Genomic DNA, 14963 nt, shown 5'->3' with positions numbered 1-14963 from the left:
ATCAGTTGAGTTTCCCCAGAGCCTGGACCAAGTCGGGGTCCTGACTATTCGGCCCACCTATCAGGAACAATGAACGAAGCCGGCCTAGCGTCGCTGTGTCGCGGTCTGCGCCCACCGGCGGCCGGGGCCGGCAGCACCCCGGTCAGGACGCCGCGGTCCAGGGCCTGGGCGGCGGTGAGGGTCACCACCCGTCGCGGCCCGATGCGATCGGCCCGCGCCACCAGGTCCGCCGGCGCGCCGCGATCTAGCAGATAGGCCTCGGCGGCGCGCCTTTGCCGGGCGAAGGACCAGGCGAACAGCGCATCCTGTGGCGGCGCCAGGGGCGTCGCGGCATGAAAGCCGAGCTGAGTATGGCGATCGGCCAGGCGCTGCTGGCCGCTCATCAGCACGATCAGGCAGGCGCTGGCGCACCAGTGGCGGGCGACCACGCTGGCTCCCGGGCGCGCGGAGATAGCCCGGCCGGCGCGCAGGGCCTCGTCCAGCAGCCCGCCGGGACTGTCGATTTCCACCTGCACCGGGTCGGACAGCTGCGCCAGGCCCTGCTGGACCGCGGCCCCGAACCGCCGCCCGACCGGTCCCTTGATCACCAGCCGATTGTGCGCAGGATCGGCGCGGACGCTGTAGGCCCATTTGGCCGCGGTCGCCGCGCCGGCCGCCGCCACCGTGGTCCCACGCAGCTCGAGCCCCGCTGAGCCCAGGCCGGCGAACGCGAACAGCAGGGCAAAGACCCGCACTAGGCCGCTCATGCGCGCGCCGAGCAGGCGACTGCCCGCCAGGGTCAGCCACAGACCCGCCGAAACCAGTGAAATGACCGCAAGGCCAAGACCGGCGCCCGACCAGGCCAGGCGCACCAGCGTCGCCGGAATCCGATCGGCGCCATCGACGCCGATGAAGTCGATCACCACTGCCAGCAAGGCCAGGTAGGCCGCAGCCGACAGCGCGAGCGCCGGCGCCCACAGAAGCCAGGCGGCCGGATTTGGCCGGCGTGTCGGCGCTGTCGTTGTCAGGACGCCCTCCGCGCCGACCAAGTCTGAGCTACAGCCTAGGCCGGGATCGCGGCGGCGATAGGGCGCAAAGCGCCGCGGTCAGTCGGCGGCCGCGCGCGGGGCGCGGCGTACCTCGACCACCCGGACCCGTGTACCATCCAGCACCAGGGCCAGTTCGCCGCGCTTCAGCTTCAGGGCGTCCTCGCCGAACGCCTCCCGCCGCCAGCCGTGCAGGGCGCCGGTGTCGGCATGATCGTCATTGGCGATCTTTTCCAGGTCGGCCACGGTGGCGATCAGCTTGGAGGCCACCCCCGCTTCCTCGGCCCGGGCCTTGAGCAGCACTTTCAGCAACTCGACGATGGCGCCCGAGGCCGGATTGGGCGGCCCGCCATTGCGCTCGATCCGCGGGGCATAGCCCTCCGGATCCTTCAGCGCGGTGCGGATCGCCTCGATCAGCTCCGGCCCGAACCGGGAGCCGGCGAAGCCTTTCTGCAGCGAACGCAGGCGGTTCAGGCCGTCGGCGTCGGTGGGCGCCTGGTTGGCGATCTCGTCGATCACCTCGTCCTTGATGATCCGGCCCCGCGGCTGGTCGCGGGTCTGGGCGGTGCGCTCGCGCCAGGCGGCCACGGCGCGGAACACCGCCAGGTACTTGGCCGAGTGCTTGCGCGGCTTCAGCCGCCGCCAGGCGTTCTCCGGGTCGGTGTCGTAGTTGGCCGGGTCGGTGACCTGGGCCATCTCCTCCTGCACCCAGGCCAGGCGGCCAGAGCTCGCCAGCCGGTCGCGCAGGGTCGGATAGAGGGCCGCCAAGTGGGTGACGTCGGCCAGGGCATAGTCCAGCTGGGCCTGGCTCAGCGGCCGGCGCGCCCAGTCGGTGAAGCGGCTCGACTTGTCCAGCTCGATCTTCAGCATCTGGCGCACCAGGGCGTCATAGGCGATCTGCTCGCCGAAGCCCGCGGCCATGCCGGCGATCTGGGTGTCGAACAGCGGCCGGGGCATCACCCCCAGGTTGTTGAAGATCTCCACGTCCTGCCGGGCGGCGTGGAACACCTTCTCGATTCCCGGGTCGCCCAGCAGCGCCAGCAGCGGCGCCAGGTCCATGTCGTCCGCCAGGGGGTCGATGACCGCGCTGTCCGAAGGCCCGGCGACCTGGACCAGGCACAGCTTGGGCCAGTAGGTGCTCTCGCGCATGAATTCGGTGTCGACGGCGATGAAAGGGTCGCCGGCGATCCGGTCGCAGAAGGCCTGCAATTGCGCTGTGGTCGTGATTGGTGTCATCGGATAGCTATAGCCTGACGCAACGTCGTTTGGGCAAGCGCATCATGCGATGCAAATCGGTTTCCGGGCTCTTTATTGCGCCGCAGACGCACCTTAAGACGCTGGCGGAATTCAACGAAGCGCGGCCCGGACGGGTCCGCGCCCTGAGGTAGTCTCAAATGACCGATCGGCCCAATGGCCTGACCTATGCCCAAGCCGGCGTCGACATCGATGCGGGCGCCGCCCTGGTGGAAGCGATCAAGCCCCTGGCCAAGTCGACCCGCCGCCCCGGAGCCGACGCGGCCCTGGGCGGATTCGGCGCCCTGTTCGACCTGAAGGCCGCGGGCTTTTCCGACCCGCTGATCGTCTCCACCACTGACGGCGTAGGCACCAAGCTGAAGATCGCCATCGAGAGCGGGCATCACGACACGGTGGGCGTCGACCTGGTGGCCATGTGCGTCAACGACCTCTTGGCCCAGGGCGCCGAGCCCCTGATGTTCCTCGACTACTACGCCACCGGCCGGCTGGAGGTGGAGATCGGGCGGCGCGTGGTGGCCGGCATCGCCGAAGGCTGCCGCCAGGCCGGCGCGGCCCTGGTGGGCGGCGAGACGGCCGAGATGCCCGGCATGTACAGCGAGGGCGACTACGACCTGGCCGGCTTCTCCATCGGCGCGGTGGAGCGCGACGCGGTGCTGCCGCGACTTGAGACCCAGGCGGCGGGCGATCTTCTGATCGGGGTCGGCTCGTCGGGCCCGCACTCCAACGGCTATTCTCTGGTCCGCAAGATCGTCGAGCGTTCGGGCCTGGCCTGGGACGCGCCCGCCCCGTTCGAGGCCGGCAAGACCCTGGGCGAGGCGCTGATGGCGCCGACCCGCATCTACATCAAATCCGTCCTGCCCCTGATCAAGCAGGGCCTGGTGGAGGCCGGCGCCCACATCACCGGCGGCGGCCTGATCGAAAACCCGCCGCGCTGCATCGCCGACGGCCTCGTCCCGCGCTTCGACTGGGAGGCCTGGCCCCTGCCCCCGGTGTTCGCCTGGCTGCAACAGGTGGGCGGCGTCGCCGACCACGAACTGCGCCGCACCTTCAACTGCGGCGTGGGCTTCGTGCTGATCGTCAAGCCGCGCCATGCCGAGGCGGTGCTGGCCGGGCTGATGGAGGCCGGCGAGACCGCCTTCGTCTGCGGCCAGCTGGAAAAGGCGGGCGCGTAAGCCACCCCATGCGCAAGCGTGTCGGCATTCTGATCTCGGGCCGCGGCACCGACGCCGTGGCCCTGATCCGCGCGGCGGCGGCCCCGGACTATCCGGCCGAGATCGCCCTGGTCCTGTCCAATCGCCCCGAAGCGCCGGGGCTGGAGCGGGGGGCGGAGGCGGGCGTCCCCACACTCGCCATCGACCACAAGCCCTATGGCAAGGACCGCGAGGCGCACGAGCGGGCGATCGACGCGGCCCTGAAGGCCGCCGGCGTCGAGTTCGTGGCCCTGGCCGGCTACATGCGCATCCTGACCCCGTTCCTGGTCTCGGCCTGGTCGGGGCGGATGATCAATGTCCACCCGGCGCTGCTGCCCGCCTTTCCCGGCCTGCACACCCACCAGCGGGCGTTGGAGGCCGGTGTGAAGCTGCACGGCTGCAGCGTGCACTGGGTGACCCCCGGCGTCGACGAAGGTCCCCTGATCGGCCAGGCCGCCGTGCCGGTGCTGCCAGGCGACGACGAGGAACGTCTGGCGGCGCGGGTGCTGGCCGCAGAGCACCGGCTCTATCCGGTCTGCCTCGCGGCCGCCGTGACCGGCCAGGCCGCTGCGCCGGCTTCGGATGCGGCCCTGGCCAACCCGCCCTTCGCCTGAGGCGGCGTGAGCGGGATCGACCAGCGCCTGGCCGACGCCCTGGCCCAGCACCGCGCCGGCAGGATCGACGAGGCCGCCGCGGCCTATGCTGAGATACTCAAACTCCAATCAGACCACGCCGAAGCCCTGCACCTGCTGGGCGTCGCCGAACAGCAGCGCGGACGGCTGGAGGCCAGCGCCGAGTTGATCCGCCGCGCCCTGGCGCTCAGGTCCGACGCCAGCTACGCCAGCAACCTGGCCAACGCCCTGCTCGGCCTCGGCCGCCCGCTGGAGGCCGAACAGGCCTGCCGCTTGGCCCTCTCCATAGACGCCGGCCTCGCCATGGCCTACGGGAACCTGGGCGCTGCCCTCTATGCCCAAGACCGCCGGACAGAGGCTACGGAAGCGCTTCAGACAGCGATCCGCCTGGACCCAGCCAGGCCCGAGCCCCAGGCCAGCCTCGGCGTGGTGCTGTTGGAGCTTGGCCGCCGCGACGAGGCCATCGCCGTCCTGACGGCGCTGCTCGCCGCCCATCCGAACCTCGCCGCCGCCGAATATAACCTCGCCAACGCCCTCGCAGCCGACCAGACCACCCCCAACATGGCCGCGGCGGTGACGCACTATGACCGCGCCATCGCCCTCAATCCCGCCTACGCCGAGGCCCACGCCAACCGCGCCGCGCTGCTTCGCCGGCTGGAGCGCTACGACGATGCCGAGGCCGGGTTCGCCCTCGCCCTCCGGCTCGCGCCGCAATCGGCCCTGGCGCACTACAACTACGGCCTGCTGCTCGGCGAACTCGACCGCACAGCGGAGGCCCTCGCAGCGCATGAGCGGGCCATCGCCCTCGAGCCGCGCCTGGCCCAGGCCCACTCCCACCGCGGCAACATGCTGAGCGCCCTGCAGCGCCCCGACGAGGCCCTGGCGGCGCACGAGACCGCCATGCGGCTAGCGCCCGGCGACGCCCTGCTGCACCACAATCTCGGCCTGTCCCTGGCCTACGACGCCCATTTCCCGGAGGCCGCGATCGTCCAGGCCCGCGCTATCGCGCTGGATCCGACCTATGCCCCCGCCCACGCCGCTCTGGCCGCCGTCCTGGCGGAGCTGGATCGCGCGGACGAGGCTGAGGCCGCCGCCCGCCAAGCCCTGACGCTGGAGCCGGACCTGGCCGCTGGCCATTCCGCCCTGGGCCAGGCGCTGATGGCCAAGGGCGCCTTCGCCGAGGCCGAGGCGGCGCTCTTGATCGCGGCCGAGCGGCGCCCCTTGTCGGCGCAGAGCCATGTGAACCTCGGTGTAGTCCGCTTCCGCCAGGGCCGGTTCGACGAGGCCGAGGCCGACTATCTCAAGGCCACCACCCTTCGCGGCGACACCTGGGAGGCCTACTACAATCTGGGCGTGGTCCGCCTGCAGCTCGGCCGCTACGCCGAGGGCTGGGAGGGCTTCGAGCACCGCCTGCGCGCCCCGTCCCGCCGCCGCGACGAGGCCCGCTATCCCATGCCCCTGTGGCGCGGTGAGGACCTGACCGGCAAGACCATCCTGCTGCACGGCGAACAGGGCCTGGGCGATGTCCTACAATGCCTGCGCTTCGTCCCCCAGGTCGCGGCCCTGGGCGCCGAGGTCGTACTGGAGGCGCATGGCGCGACCGGGCGGCTCGTCGACCGCATGGGCGGCGTGGCGCGCTACATCGAACCCACCGATCCCGTGCCGCCCGCCGACTTCCATGCGCCCCTGTTCAGCCTGCCCCACCGCCTGGGCGTGACCCTAGAGTGTCTGCCTGGCCCCACGCCCTATCTCGAACCCGATCCGGTGCTGACGCAGGCGTGGCGCAAGCGGATCGACGGCGCCTTCCCGCGGCCAGCGCCTCGCGTCGGCGTCGTCTGGAGCGGCAACGTCACCGCCAAGGTCGACCGCGGCCGCTCGATCCCGCTGGCGGCCTTCGCGCCCCTGGCCCGCGCCGTCGGCGCGCCGCTGATCAGCCTGCAGAAACAGTATGGCCTGGAACAGCTGGACGCCCTGCCCGCCGGCATGGAGGTCGCGACCCTGGGCGCAGCCTACGACGCCGGCGACCTCGCCGACACCGCGGCGGTGATCCAGGCCCTGGACCTGGTGGTCGCCTGCGACACCAGCGTGGTCCATCTGGCGGGCGCGATCGGCGCGCCGGTCTGGCTGGCGGTCAATGCGGTCTGCGACTGGCGCTGGCTGACGAAGGGCGAGATCAGCCCCTGGTATCCGTCCGTCCGCGTCTGGCGCCAGCCCTCGGTCGGCGACTGGGACGGCGTGTTCGAGGCCATGGCGGACGACTGGCGCTCAGGTCAGGCCAAGGCCTGAAACCAGCCGCCGATCATGCGAGCGTCACCGCGGTGATGCTCTGCGCGGGCGGCGGCCTCCTCGTCGAGGCCCCACTTTTCCTCCTGGAAGGCCTCGTCCAGTCGCGCCAATTCGTAGGCGTCTTCCGCTGTCAGGCGCTCACGCTGCACGGCCAGGGCCAGGATCGCCGAGCCGTAGAGGGCGGTGGCGAAGACAAGGCCCGAGAGCTGGAAATCGTCCAGAGCCTCGGCCAGGTCGCCGACCCGGCGCAGGGTCGGGCCCGGCTGGGCGCGGTGGACGATGCCCTCGGTCGGGGTGAAATCGAGGCCCAACCCGTGCCGCGCCCAGTCCAGGATCGGCCCCCAGGCCTTGGCCTGACGCTCGGCCAGGGCCGCGGGAGCATCGGCGTGGTAGCAGAGCAGGTCCGAGCCGGCATAGCGCACGACCTCGGCCACCACCTCGGCGCGGGCCTCGCCCACCCGGTCGAGGGTGGTGAAGGCCAGCCGCGTCGCCGGCATCCGGTCGAGGTCGATCACCTGGGCCTGCGCCCCCCACTCCTCGGCGATCAGGCTGGCCAGGGCCTGGGTCGGCGCGATCAGCCGCGCGCCGGCGGGGGTGCGCAGCGGCCGGGCGTCCAGCAGCACGCCAAAGCCCTCGTCCAGGGGGCCGGCGGCGGCGCTCTTGTAGAAACGCTTGGGCCGCTCGAGGCGGTCGGTGGGAATGGACATCGCTGGAGGCTCTTAGAAGGGAACGCGGGCAGCTTACCGCCGCTTGGGCTTGGCGGCGAAGGGCTCGGGATCGGCCTCGTGCTCGTCGAAGCCGAACTTGGCGAAGCCGGCTTCCATTTCCGGGCTCAACGGCGCCTCGACCACCAGCATGCCGCCGCCGGGATGCGGCAGGCTGACCCGGCGGGCGTGTAGCTGCAGCTTCAGCCCCTCGGACAGCTCCGCCGATTTCTCATCGCCGTATTTGGGGTCGCCCAGGATCGGATGGCCGATCGCCTTCATGTGCGCCCGCAGCTGGTGGGTGCGGCCGGTGTGGGGCCGCAGGGCCATCCAGGTCGCGCGCTGGGCCGCCCGCGATACGGTGACATATTCGGTCTCGGCCGGATCAGCGTTGGGGTCCTTGGGGTCGGCCGGCACCACCAGTTCGCGGTCGCCGACGCCGCGCTTGACCAGGTGCAGCTCGATCACCCCCTCCGGCGGCTTGGGCGCGCCGGCGACGATCGCCCAATAGGTCTTCTGCGCCCGCCGCTTGGCGAAGGCGCCGGACAGTCGCCCGGCCGCTACCGGGGTCTTGCCCAACAGCAGCACGCCGGAGGTGTCGCGGTCCAGCCGGTGCACCAGGCGCGGCCGCTCCGGCCCCTCGCCCCAGGCGCTCAGCAGGCGGTCGATGTGCTTGGTGGTCTTGGTCCCGCCCTGGACCGCCAGGCCCGAGGGCTTGTTCAGCGCCAGAACCTGATCGTCTTCGTACAACACCAGCGAGCGGGCATAGGCGATGTCGCGGGGCGACAGGCCGCCCTTTCGCTCGTCGGCGTCCGGCGCATGCGGCAGGGGCGGCACGCGCACCTCCGAACCAGCCGCCAGGCGCGTGTCCGGCTTGACACGTCCGCCGTCGACGCGGATCTGGCCGGAGCGGGTCAGCTTCTGCAGCTGGATGTGGTTCAGGTGCGGCCAGCGGCGCTTGAACCATCGGTCCAGCCGGCTGCCGTCCTCGCCCGCCGCCACGTGCAGGATCTTCACTTCTTTCATCCGCGCCTTATGCGACGGCGCGGCTGTTTCTCAAAGAGCCTAGGATGGCTGGCCGGCTGTGGCCCGGATCTGCCGGGCGTCATAGGCGTCGGGCTCGCGGGGCGTCGGGCCCTTGTTCATCAGGATCTCGATGGTGGCGACATAGGCCGGGCCGCCGCCGAGGTCGAAGCCGGTCGATCCGCTGGCGCCTACCGCACTGTGCCGGCCGAAGCTGGCCCCGCCTATGCCCAGCGAAACCACCGGCCCTCCGCCGCCCACCGCGCCGCCGGAGCGCTCGGTGACGCGGAACCAGTCGTAGCCCTTGCTGAGGGTCAGTTCGGCCGCGCGCTGCAAAGCGAGACTATAGACCCGCGTGGCGTCGGTGCCCGGCTGGCCTCGGAAGGTGACCCGCCAGCGGTCGTTCTCGATCGGCGATTCCGAATAGCCCGCCGACTGCGGCCCGGACGCGGGCGCATAGACGGTCGGGGTGGTCTGGCAGGCGGCCAGGAGGGCCGTGGCGCAGACAACCAAAAGAAGTCTTCTCATCGGCGTTCTCCAGCCATGCCCCCGTCTATGAATACCGCAGAAGCGGCAAAGGTTTCGAGGGGACCCAGACCCGCCGCCTCGGCCAGGGCCAAGAAATCCTCCGGCGGCGGCGCGGTCAGGCGAAAACGGCCGCCGGCGGGGTGGGGAAACTCCAGCGAAACCGCATGCAGCATCAGCCGCGGAACCGGTCGCCCGGCCAGCATCAGCGCGCCGCCATAGCGCGGATCACCGGCGATCGGCCGGCCGATCGAGGCCAGGTGGACCCTCAACTGATGCATCCGCCCGGTCTCGGGGCGAAGCTCGACCAGGGCCGCGCTCGCGCCCTTGGCCAGGGTGCGGTAGAGACTGCGGGCGGCCTCGGCGTCGGGATGATCCGGCGAGCAGACGCGCATGAAGGCCTCGCGCCCCTCCTCGTCGCGGCGCAGGAAGGCCTCGATGCGCCCCTGCGGCGGCTCGGGGGCGCCGGGGGTGACGATGGCGAGATAGGTCTTCCTGAACCTGCGTCCCATCATCGCCTTGCCCAGCATGCTGGCGGCCGGCTTGGTGCGGGCGGTGAGGATCACCCCGGACGTGTCGCGGTCCAGCCGGTGGATCAGCCGCGGCTTGACCCCGCTGGCCTTGGCGAACGCGGCGAGGAGTTCGTCCAGCGTATGCACCTGCCCCCGGCCGCCCTGGCTGGAGAGGCCGGACGGCTTGTTCAGGGCCAGGATGTGCTCGTCCTGATGGATGACGAGCGATTTGACGAAGGCGATTTCGTCGGGGGTCAGGGCGCTCATCCCCCCTTCGCCGCCCGGATCTGCGTCCAGCGCTCCAGGCGCTCCTTGATCCGCGCCTCGGAGCCTTCGCCCTTCGGCCGGTAGAACACCCGCCTCTCCATCCCGTCCGGGAAATAGTTCTGGCCCGAGAAGCCCTCCTCGGCGTCGTGGTCGTACTGATAGCCCTTGCCGTAGCCGAGCTGCTTCATCAGCTTGGTCGGGGCGTTGCGGATATGGGCCGGCGGCCCCAGCGAGCCGGTCTCGGCCGCGGCGCGCTGGGCGGCCTTGAAGGCCATGTAGACGGCGTTGGACTTGGGCGCGCAGGCCAGGTGCACGGTCAGCTGGGCCAGGGCCAGTTCGCCCTCGGGCGAGCCGAGGAAATCGTAGGAATCCTTGGCCGCCGAGGCCAGCAGCAGCGACAAGGGGTCGGCCTCACCGATGTCTTCGGAAGCCGCGCGCATCAGCCGGCGAGCGATGAACAGCGGATCCTCGCCGCCGGCCAGCATCCGCGCCAGCCAGTAGAGGGCCGCGTCCGGGTCCGAGCCGCGGATGGATTTGTGCAGGGCCGAGACGAGGTTGTAGTGCTCCTCCCGATCCTTGTCGTAGGCCGGGCTGCGCTTCTGCAGCACCTGGCCCAGGGCCGAGACCGACAGGATGGCGTCCGGACCGATGTTGAACAGAGTCTCGGCCAGGCTCAGCAGATAGCGGCCGTCGCCGTCGGCCATGGCGATCATGGCGGCGCGGGCGGCAGGCTCCAGCGGCAGGGCGCGGCCTTCCAGCACCTCGGCCTTGGCCAGCAGGCTCTCCAGCGCCTCGTCGTCCAGCGCCTTCAGCACATAGACCTGGCAGCGCGACAGTAGCGCGCCGTTGAGCTCGAACGACGGGTTCTCGGTCGTCGCGCCGACCAGGGTGACGGTCCCCTCCTCCACGTAGGGCAGGAAGCCGTCCTGCTGGGCGCGGTTGAAACGGTGGATCTCGTCGACGAACAGCAAGGTCGCCCTGCCGCTGATCCGCCGCGCCTTGGCGGTCTCGAAGGCCTTCTTCAGGTCGGCGACGCCGGAGAACACCGCCGAGATCTGCTGGAACTCGTAGCCCGAGGCCTGGGCCAGCAGGCGGGCGATGGTGGTCTTGCCCGTACCCGGCGGGCCCCACAGGATCATGGACGACAGCCGGTGCGCCTCGGCCATCCGCCGGATCGGGCCGCCAGCGCCCAACAGGTGATCCTGGCCCACCACCTCGTCCAGGCTCTGTGGGCGCAGGCGGTCGGCCAGGGGGCGTGGCGCCTCGGGCGTCAGCCCGGCGGCTTGGAACAGATCGGTCATGCGCCCACGCTAGCAGAAGCCGGCGGGAGTCGGGAAACCGAACTCCCTACAGCCGCACCTGGGCGTTCAGCACCTGGCCGTTGCGAACCAGGGTTATGCGCCAGACCGGGCCGCCGGCGGCGAGCGCGGCCTGGAGCTGGGCCGTGGTCTCGATCGGCCGGCCGTTGACCTGCTTGATCAGATCGCCCGGCTGCAAGCCAAGACCCGCGGCCACCCCGTCCTCCACCTTGGTGATCAACACCCCTTTGCCGGCTGCGAAGGGATCCAGGCCCAGCTCGTCAGCCACGGCGGGGGAAAGGTTGACCACGGTGGCGCCGCTGAAGGGATTGCGGCCGGTGATCAGGCGCTCGTCCCGGCCCGGCCCCGCCGGCGGCGAGGAGGCGCGCAGGCGCACGGTCTCCATCCCGCCCTTTTCGCGGCGGATCTGCAGGGCGATCTCGTCCCCGGCCTTGTGCGTCAGGACGCGGTAGTTCAGCGAGGCCTCGTCCTGCACCGGCGCGCCGTCGACCGAGAGGATCAAGTCGCCCTGGCGCACGCCGGCCCGGGCCCCCGGACCATCGGGATAGACATCGGTGACCAGGACCCCATTCGGCCGGTCCAGGCCCAGGGTCTTGGCGATGTCGGAGGTCACGGGCTGGGTCTTCAGGCCCAGCCAGGGCCGTAGCTGCGCGCTCTTGGCCCCGCCGATGGCGGTCTCGACCACCCGCTTGACCAGGGCGGCGGGGATGGCGAAGCCGACGCCCGAGGACTGGCCGGACTGGGACAGGATGGCGGTGTTCATGCCGATCATGTCGCCGTTCATGTTCACCAGGGCGCCGCCGGAATTGCCCGGATTGATCGCCGCGTCGGTCTGGATGAAGTAGCCGACGTCGGTGATGCCGACCCCGGTGCGGTTCAGGGCCGAGACGATGCCGTTCGTCACGGTCTGGCCGACGCCGAAGGGGTCGCCGATGGCCAGGACCAGGTCGCCGATCTGGGCGTCCTCGTGATCGTCCAAAGCGAGGACCGGCAGGCGCTCGGCGCCGGCGTCGATCTTCAGCACCGCCACGTCGGCGCGGGGATCGGCCATCAGCACCTTGGCCGGGAACTCGCGCCGGTCGCCCAGCACGACCATGATCTCCTGGCCGCCCTCGATGACATGGTTGTTGGTCACGATCACCCCGTCGGAGCGGACGATCACGCCCGAGCCCAGCGACTGGGCGATGCGGTCTCGCGACAGGCCCAGGCCGCCGCCGAACATGCCCCAGAAGGGATCGACCGCCTGGCGCACCACGCGGCGGCTGTAGACGTTGACCACCGCCGGAGCGGCCTTCCGCACTACGGGGGCGTAGGACATCTTCACCGCCGCCGCGTCGACCGGCGCGCGCCGGTCGGCCTCGGCCATGGATGGGGCGGCGGGCAGGCCCTGGGCGCTGGGCGTGCCTGCAGGGCGCGAACAGGCGGCCAGCAGGCAAAGGGCGGCCAGGGCAAGGTGTTGCGGGCGCATGCGCACTCCGTAGGTGGTTGCGGCGAGGGATACTGCGAAGATTTCGGGCGCAATCATGGCGGAGCCTCTTCAGGCCTGCGCCGTCACGCCGCTGCCCTCCCGCGTAACGCTCACGGCGACGAAAAGCGCCATGAACAGCAGAGCCGCCGCCAGGAAGACCGTGGTCCCTTCCCCGAGGACGAATCCGCTGGCGTGAATCGACCAAGCGAACACCTGGGTGAAGATCACCGGGCCGACGATGCCGGCGATCGCCATCAGGCCGGAATTGGCGCCTTGCAGCCGCCCCTGCTCCGTAGGCTTTACCCGGCGGGTCATCAGCCCCTGATAGCCCGGCTGGACCAGGCCCATGAAGGCGAACACCGGCAGGCCCATCCAGTATTGGAGCGATGTGGTGGCGGTGGCGTAGATGATGAAGCCCAGAGCGCCGGCGGTCAGGCCGGTGTAGAGCGCGCCCTTCTCACCGAACCGGGTGACGAACGGGCCGACCACGAAGCTCTGCACCAGGATGTTGCCGATGCCGACGCCCATCAGGCTGAAGCCCATCATCTGCGGCCCCCAGTGGTAGCGTTCGGCGGTGTAGAGCACCATGGTGCTCTGCAGGACCTGGTGGGCGAGGTAGTAGAGGAACAGCACTGAGGCCAGACCCAGGAGCTGCGGATGCGAGCGCAAGAGCTCGAACGATCCGATCGGGTTAGCCTTGCGCGGATTGAACTTCGCCCGCCGGTCCAGCGGCAGGGATTCCGGCAGCACGAACAGGCCGTATAGGCCATTGGCCAGGGCGAGGCCCGCCGCCACCCAGAACGGCAGCCTGAGGTCATAGTGGCCGAGGAAGCCGCCGAAGGCCGGGCCGAAGGTGAAGCCGACGCCGAACGCAGCCCCCATCAGGCCGAAGCTCTTGGCGCGTTTTTCCGGCGGGGTGACGTCGGCGATGTAGGCGCTGGCGGTCGAGAAGCTGGCCGCGGTCATGCCCGAGATGGTGCGCCCCAGGAACAGCCACCAGATCGACGGCGCGAGCGCCATCAGGATGTAGTCGAAGCCGAGGCCGAAGATCGAGACCAGCAGCACCGGCCGGCGGCCGAAGCGGTCGGACAGCGAGCCGATGATCGGCGAGCAGACGAACTGCATCAGGCCGAAGATCAGGCCGAACAGGCCGAAATACTGCGCCGCGTGGGCGGTGTCGCCGTGGGTGAACTGACGGACCAGTTGCGGCAGCACCGGGATGATGATCCCGAGCGCCAGGATATCCATCACCGCCGCGGCGAAGATGAAGCCGATCGCAGCCTTGCGCGGCCCCTTCGCGGGCGCGGCGACGGCGGCGGTTTCTATGACGCTCTGATCGTCCAAGACCTGAACTCCGTTTGCGGGCGGCTTCTAGCAAAGATGGCTTCGCGGTGCGAGGACCGCGACTTCAGACCGACCGTTTCAGCGACCCCAGCAGCGCCTGCCACCACTCGCCATGCCGGCGCAGGAAGAGCGCGTTGGGGAAGCCGTGGCGGACGACATGCTCCTGCGGCACGCTATCCCAGCCGCGGTGCTCGACCGTGACCCGGGTCTCTTCGCCCACCGCCTCGAAGCGGACCTCGACCTCGGTGTCCTGGTCGGGCGCGAAGGTCGCCTGGCGCCAGCCGAACACCAACCGCTCCCCCGGCTCCCAGGCCCTGATCCGGCCGATCTCGAACACCTTGCCGTTCGGCAGGGTCTCGGTCAGCCGGCCGCCCGTCCCCGGCTCGAAGGCCAAGCTCCCCGGGCTGCGCGGGGTGAAGGGGAACACCGGATGCGGCCGCCACCACAATGCGATCTCTTCGGTGAAGGCCTGGAACGCCCGCGCCGGGCTGGCGGGCACGCGCAGGGCGACGATGATCTTCGAACTCACCCCTTGGCGCTCCGCTCGAGATGTTGGCGGAAGGCCAACAGCTGATCGGCCCACATCCGCTCGGTCTCTTCCAGCCAGGCTTTCAGGTCGGCCATGGGTTCGGGCCTCAAACGATAGATGCGCACCCGAGCGTCGAACGGATCGCCCGCCTCCTCGACGATCCCGCTGCGGCGCAGGGTGCGCAGATGGCGGCTCATGGCCGGCGGGGTCAGGTCCAGGGCTTCGGCGAGGTCGCCGGCGCGCCTGGGCCCGCGCCGCAAAACCTCGACCGCCTGGCGGCGATGGGGATCGGCCAGGGCCGCCAGGATCAGGTCCAGATCGGGCCGCGCGACGCTCAAAGCTTGTGCTGCACCGTCAGGCCGCTGGCCTTGGTCCATTCTTCCTCGGTCATCGCCTTCACCGTCTGGCCGAAGGTCCAAAGGTGTCCTTCCGGATCGAAACAGCGATAGGTGCGGTCGCCATAGAACTGGTCCTCCGGCTCCTGGGCGATGGTTGCGCCGGCTTTGCGGGCCCGCTCGCAGTGGCCGTCGATATCGCTGGTCAGCTGCACATGGACGGACTGGGTGTTCATGCCGCCGACGGACCGCGGGCTCTTGACGCGCGGGTTCCATTCCGAGCCGACCATGATCAGGCCGTCGCCGAAACGCATCTCCGAATGGGCCAGGGACCCGTCAGGGGCCAGGATCACCAGCTCGGGCTCGAAGCCGAACGCGGCCTCCAGCCATTCCAGCGCGGCCTTGGGGTTCTGGTAGCTCAGCGCAGAGGACAGGGTGGGACGGGCGATGTCGCTCATGAGGGCCTCCATTTGATTGCCTCAAGATGAAATATTTAACGCATATCGAAATCATTTGGTCAAACGAAAACCCCCGGATCTCTCCGGGGGTT

General features: G+C 70.4%; 15 protein-coding genes. 3 read left to right on the top strand and 12 right to left on the bottom strand.

Annotated features, from left to right (window positions below; all coding sequences use genetic code 11):
- Nucleotides 1–44 precede the first annotated feature (44 nt).
- Both KCG34_RS00675 and rnd read right to left on the bottom strand, forming a co-directional pair.
- Complete coding sequence (locus KCG34_RS00675) at nucleotides 45–1028, bottom strand: hypothetical protein (protein ID WP_211938494.1); 984 nt, start codon at nucleotides 1026–1028, stop codon at nucleotides 45–47.
- A gap of 57 nt (nucleotides 1029–1085) precedes the next feature.
- On the bottom strand, nucleotides 1086–2261 hold the full coding sequence (rnd, locus tag KCG34_RS00670) for a ribonuclease D (protein WP_211938493.1): 1176 nt from the start codon (nucleotides 2259–2261) through the stop codon (nucleotides 1086–1088).
- A 158-nt stretch (nucleotides 2262–2419) separates the two neighbouring features.
- On the opposite strand from rnd, the gene purM reads away from it, so the two are divergent.
- From purM to KCG34_RS00655, 3 genes are read left to right on the top strand one after another with little or no spacing between them, the layout of a single operon-like run.
- On the top strand, nucleotides 2420–3451 hold the full coding sequence (purM, locus tag KCG34_RS00665) for a phosphoribosylformylglycinamidine cyclo-ligase (protein ID WP_211938492.1): 1032 nt from the start codon (nucleotides 2420–2422) through the stop codon (nucleotides 3449–3451).
- An 8-nt stretch (nucleotides 3452–3459) separates the two neighbouring features.
- Entirely contained in the window at nucleotides 3460–4083 is a 624-nt protein-coding gene (gene purN / locus KCG34_RS00660) for a phosphoribosylglycinamide formyltransferase (RefSeq protein ID WP_211938491.1), read from the top strand.
- A gap of 6 nt (nucleotides 4084–4089) precedes the next feature.
- On the top strand, nucleotides 4090–6387 hold the full coding sequence (locus tag KCG34_RS00655; protein WP_211938490.1) for a tetratricopeptide repeat protein: 2298 nt from the start codon (nucleotides 4090–4092) through the stop codon (nucleotides 6385–6387).
- Here KCG34_RS00655 and KCG34_RS00650 read toward each other — a convergent pair.
- The 10 genes from KCG34_RS00650 to KCG34_RS00605 all read right to left on the bottom strand — a co-directional run bounded on the left by KCG34_RS00650 (nucleotide 6372) and on the right by KCG34_RS00605 (nucleotide 14871).
- Nucleotides 6372–7094 carry an ATP12 family chaperone protein gene (locus KCG34_RS00650; RefSeq protein ID WP_211938489.1) on the bottom strand — a complete coding sequence of 241 codons (723 nt, stop codon included), beginning with the start codon at nucleotides 7092–7094 and terminating at the stop codon, nucleotides 6372–6374. The two genes, KCG34_RS00655 and KCG34_RS00650, sit on opposite strands and share 16 nt — an antisense overlap.
- A 33-nt stretch (nucleotides 7095–7127) precedes the next feature.
- Nucleotides 7128–8117, bottom strand: a complete 990-nt coding sequence (locus tag KCG34_RS00645) for an RluA family pseudouridine synthase (RefSeq protein ID WP_211938488.1) — start codon at nucleotides 8115–8117, stop codon at nucleotides 7128–7130.
- 39 nt (nucleotides 8118–8156) lie between these two features.
- Entirely contained in the window at nucleotides 8157–8642 is a 486-nt protein-coding gene (locus tag KCG34_RS00640) for a CC0125/CC1285 family lipoprotein (RefSeq protein WP_211938487.1), read from the bottom strand.
- Nucleotides 8639–9418, bottom strand: coding sequence for an RluA family pseudouridine synthase (locus KCG34_RS00635; RefSeq protein ID WP_211938486.1), 780 nt, complete (start codon nucleotides 9416–9418; stop codon nucleotides 8639–8641). Before KCG34_RS00635 ends, KCG34_RS00640 begins: the two co-directional genes overlap by 4 nt.
- Nucleotides 9415–10719, bottom strand: a complete 1305-nt coding sequence (locus KCG34_RS00630) for a replication-associated recombination protein A (RefSeq protein WP_211938485.1) — start codon at nucleotides 10717–10719, stop codon at nucleotides 9415–9417. Before KCG34_RS00630 ends, KCG34_RS00635 begins: the two co-directional genes overlap by 4 nt.
- A 46-nt stretch (nucleotides 10720–10765) precedes the next feature.
- Nucleotides 10766–12205 (bottom strand): Do family serine endopeptidase, encoded by a 1440-nt coding sequence (locus KCG34_RS00625; RefSeq protein ID WP_211938484.1) that lies wholly within the window; start codon nucleotides 12203–12205, stop codon nucleotides 10766–10768.
- 69 nt (nucleotides 12206–12274) lie between these two features.
- A complete protein-coding gene (locus KCG34_RS00620; RefSeq protein ID WP_249138162.1) occupies nucleotides 12275–13549 on the bottom strand; it encodes a TCR/Tet family MFS transporter in 1275 nt (424 codons plus the stop codon).
- A 64-nt stretch (nucleotides 13550–13613) separates the two neighbouring features.
- A complete protein-coding gene (locus tag KCG34_RS00615; RefSeq protein ID WP_211938483.1) occupies nucleotides 13614–14078 on the bottom strand; it encodes an SRPBCC family protein in 465 nt (154 codons plus the stop codon).
- Entirely contained in the window at nucleotides 14075–14416 is a 342-nt protein-coding gene (locus KCG34_RS00610; protein WP_249138161.1) for an ArsR/SmtB family transcription factor, read from the bottom strand. Before KCG34_RS00610 ends, KCG34_RS00615 begins: the two co-directional genes overlap by 4 nt.
- Complete coding sequence (locus tag KCG34_RS00605; protein ID WP_211938481.1) at nucleotides 14413–14871, bottom strand: VOC family protein; 459 nt, start codon at nucleotides 14869–14871, stop codon at nucleotides 14413–14415. Before KCG34_RS00605 ends, KCG34_RS00610 begins: the two co-directional genes overlap by 4 nt.
- Nucleotides 14872–14963 lie beyond the last annotated feature (92 nt).

This window comes from Phenylobacterium montanum (assembly GCF_018135625.1).
GTDB classification, from domain to species: Bacteria; Pseudomonadota; Alphaproteobacteria; order Caulobacterales; family Caulobacteraceae; genus Poindextera; species Poindextera montana.
This window is presented reverse-complemented; position numbering and strand designations above follow the sequence as displayed.

Bases quoted from the DNA above. Each gene is read 5' to 3' on its own strand.
- rnd (WP_211938493.1), bottom strand. From the start codon at position 2,261: ATGACACCAATCACGACCACAGCGCAATTGCAGGCCTTCTGCGACCGG.
- purM (WP_211938492.1), top strand. From the start codon at position 2,420: ATGACCGATCGGCCCAATGGCCTGACCTATGCCCAAGCCGGCGTCGAC.
- purN (WP_211938491.1), top strand. From the start codon at position 3,460: ATGCGCAAGCGTGTCGGCATTCTGATCTCGGGCCGCGGCACCGACGCC.
- KCG34_RS00650 (WP_211938489.1), bottom strand. From the start codon at position 7,094: ATGTCCATTCCCACCGACCGCCTCGAGCGGCCCAAGCGTTTCTACAAG.
- KCG34_RS00645 (WP_211938488.1), bottom strand. From the start codon at position 8,117: ATGAAAGAAGTGAAGATCCTGCACGTGGCGGCGGGCGAGGACGGCAGC.
- KCG34_RS00640 (WP_211938487.1), bottom strand. From the start codon at position 8,642: ATGAGAAGACTTCTTTTGGTTGTCTGCGCCACGGCCCTCCTGGCCGCC.
- KCG34_RS00635 (WP_211938486.1), bottom strand. From the start codon at position 9,418: ATGAGCGCCCTGACCCCCGACGAAATCGCCTTCGTCAAATCGCTCGTC.
- KCG34_RS00630 (WP_211938485.1), bottom strand. From the start codon at position 10,719: ATGACCGATCTGTTCCAAGCCGCCGGGCTGACGCCCGAGGCGCCACGC.
- KCG34_RS00625 (WP_211938484.1), bottom strand. From the start codon at position 12,205: ATGCGCCCGCAACACCTTGCCCTGGCCGCCCTTTGCCTGCTGGCCGCC.
- KCG34_RS00605 (WP_211938481.1), bottom strand. From the start codon at position 14,871: ATGAGCGACATCGCCCGTCCCACCCTGTCCTCTGCGCTGAGCTACCAG.